We start from the raw sequence: 2,323 nt of genomic DNA on the forward strand, positions 1-2,323 counted from the left end.
GCCGACCGCCGCAAGCGCCGCAGGCTGCTGTTCATCGTCGGCGGCGGTGCGCTGGCCGTGGTGATCGCGGTGGTGGTGTACTTCCTCACCGCGGGCGGCAGCGGCTCAGCGAACCTCGGCTTCGGGTCGCTGGTCACCACGTTCCTGCCCGGCGAGCTCCAGAAGGTTCCCAACGCCTGCCAGTCGGTGCCTGGCGGCACGCTCACCCAGTACCTGCCCGGCCAGCTGAAGGTGGCGGCGCCGCCGCTGAACACCGGCCCGCAGAGCGAATGCACCTGGACACTCGACAAGCCGCCGGTCTACCGGGTTCTCGAGGTGAACATGCAGGCGTATTCGCCGAGCGGGCTGGCTCCTGGTGACGGCAGCGCCACGTTCGCCGCCGAGTACGCCTACGCCCAGGACGAGAGCGCCAAGCAGGACCCCGGCCCGAAGAGCGGGCAGCCGAAGGCGACGATCACCGACCTGCCCGGCATGCCGGGCGGCAACGACACGGTGGCGTTCGAGGCCGCGCAGGTCTTCAACGCGGGCGGCGCGACCACCGACGTGACGACCGTCTACGTCAGGTACCGCAACGTCATTGTCACCGTGGTGATGAACGGGCTGGACCACGCCAATAAAGGCAACTACGGCCCGGCGTCGCCGAGCCAGCTCAGCACTGCGGCGGAGACGGTCGCCAATCAGGTGACCGGGCTGCTCGTGCACTGAGCCGCCGTGGCGGCCCGGCGTCGGCTACCCTCAAGGTCGTGCTGCTGCTCGGATTGGTAGTGCGGTGACGGCCAGCAGGTGGCGCGACAGGCTCGGGATGGCCCGGGCCCCAGGCTCGGCCGATCCGGCCGGCCCTGGCGGTCCTGGCGGACAGCCCGGCCCTGCCGGCGGGTCAGGGACCCGGCTGCGCCGCATGGTGCCCGCGGACCTGGTCGACGTGCTCGCCCTGGAACACGATCTGTTCCCTGACGACCCGTGGACCGCGCAGATGTTCGCCGAAGAGGTCAGCCAGCTGCCGCAGAGCAGGCTGTACCTGATCGCCGAGGCAGACGCCCCGCCGCCCGCGGCAGGCGGGCGCGTCATGGCCGGGTACGCCGGGCTGATGTTCGTCCCCGGCGGCACCCAGGCCGACGTGCTGACCATTGCGGTGACCCGGGAGTACTGGGGTCGCGGCGTCGGCTCCGCGCTGCTCGGCGCGCTGCTCGCCGCTGCCGCCGAGCGCGGCTGCGTCGAGGTCTTCCTCGAGGTGCGCGAGGACAACCCGCGAGCCCGCGGGTTGTACTTGCGGCGCGGGTTCGAGGAGATCGGCGTGCGCCGCGGCTACTACCAGCCGTCCGGGGTGGACGCGATCGTGATGCGCAAGGACCTGCTGCGCTGACCAGCCTCCGGGTTCACGGGTGACGGTGCCCGCAACCTAGTATCACTTTTCGTCTTCGTATCACTTCCGGCCCCTTTCGCGTCCGGTTTGTCCGGTTCTAGGGGCGAGAAGTGATACCAAGATGGCTGAAGGACCGGCGGCGTGACCGGGGTTAGGACTTCGAGCGGCTGAACAGGCCGCGGATGCGGCGCTGGAAGATGGCGATCAGCGCGGCCCCCAGCACGATCGGGAGGACCCGCTTCAGCACCGGGCCGCCGACCAGCTTGATCAGGTTGAGCGAGTCTTCCTGCTGCAGCTGCGCCACGGGCTGTGCCGGCGCCGCGGTGGTCTGCGTGGCGGCCGCGGTTCCTGCAGCCGTCGCCGTGCTGGCGGCATCGCCCGTTGCCGCCGCCGCGTCCTGGGCTGGCGCGGCTTCGGGTTCGGCCTCGGCCGGGCGGTTCGTGCTGTCGATCAACGCCCTCAGGTTGGCGGCGAACTGGTCGATGAGCTTGCCGCTCACCTCGGGCAGCAGGCTCCGGCCGAACTGAGCGGGGCGGCCGGTGACGTTCAGCGATGTGTGGATGGACACCGTCGTCTGGCCCTCGGCGTCGTCTGGCTTCAGGCTGGCGTGCACGGTTGCCGAGGCGGTGCCCGCCCCGCGGGTCTCTTTGCCCGTCGCCTCGATGGCGATCGTATGGCTGGCGGGGTCCTTCTCGATGAACTTGGCGGTGCCCTTGTAGCTCAGCGAGAGCGGGCCCAGCTTGACCTTGACCTGGCCCGCGATCTCATCTCCCTCGACCGAGGTGACGGTGGCACCCGGCATGCACGGCGCGATCCGCTCGACGTCAAGCAGGACATCCCAGGCCTGCTCGGGCGGTACGGGGACGGTGAACGAGTTGTCAAGCTCAATGGCCATTCGTCACTACTTTCTGCCTGGTTCGTTGCTAGTTCAGCATTCTATGGGTACGACCAGTCCGGGGT

3 protein-coding genes are annotated in these 2,323 nt (G+C 69.7%); 2 read left to right on the forward strand and 1 reads right to left on the reverse strand.

Translation table 11 applies throughout. From position 1 onward, the window contains the following. Together WA805_RS27445 and rimI are read left to right on the forward strand one after the other, a co-directional pair. A partial coding sequence (locus WA805_RS27445; RefSeq protein WP_425243785.1) for a hypothetical protein occupies positions 1–705 on the forward strand: 705 nt, incomplete at its 5' end. 64 nt (positions 706–769) lie between these two features. Next, a complete protein-coding gene (rimI, locus tag WA805_RS27450; protein ID WP_422339995.1) occupies positions 770–1,363 on the forward strand; it encodes a ribosomal protein S18-alanine N-acetyltransferase in 594 nt (197 codons plus the stop codon). 151 nt (positions 1,364–1,514) lie between these two features. Here the strand turns inward: rimI and WA805_RS27455 are convergent, their stop codons facing one another. Next, entirely contained in the window at positions 1,515–2,258 is a 744-nt protein-coding gene (locus WA805_RS27455) for an SRPBCC family protein (protein WP_422339996.1), read from the reverse strand. Between the last annotated feature and the right edge of the window lie 65 nt (positions 2,259–2,323).

It is taken from the genome of Trebonia sp. (genome assembly GCF_049794275.1).
GTDB lineage: Bacteria > Actinomycetota > Actinomycetes > Streptosporangiales > Streptosporangiaceae > Trebonia.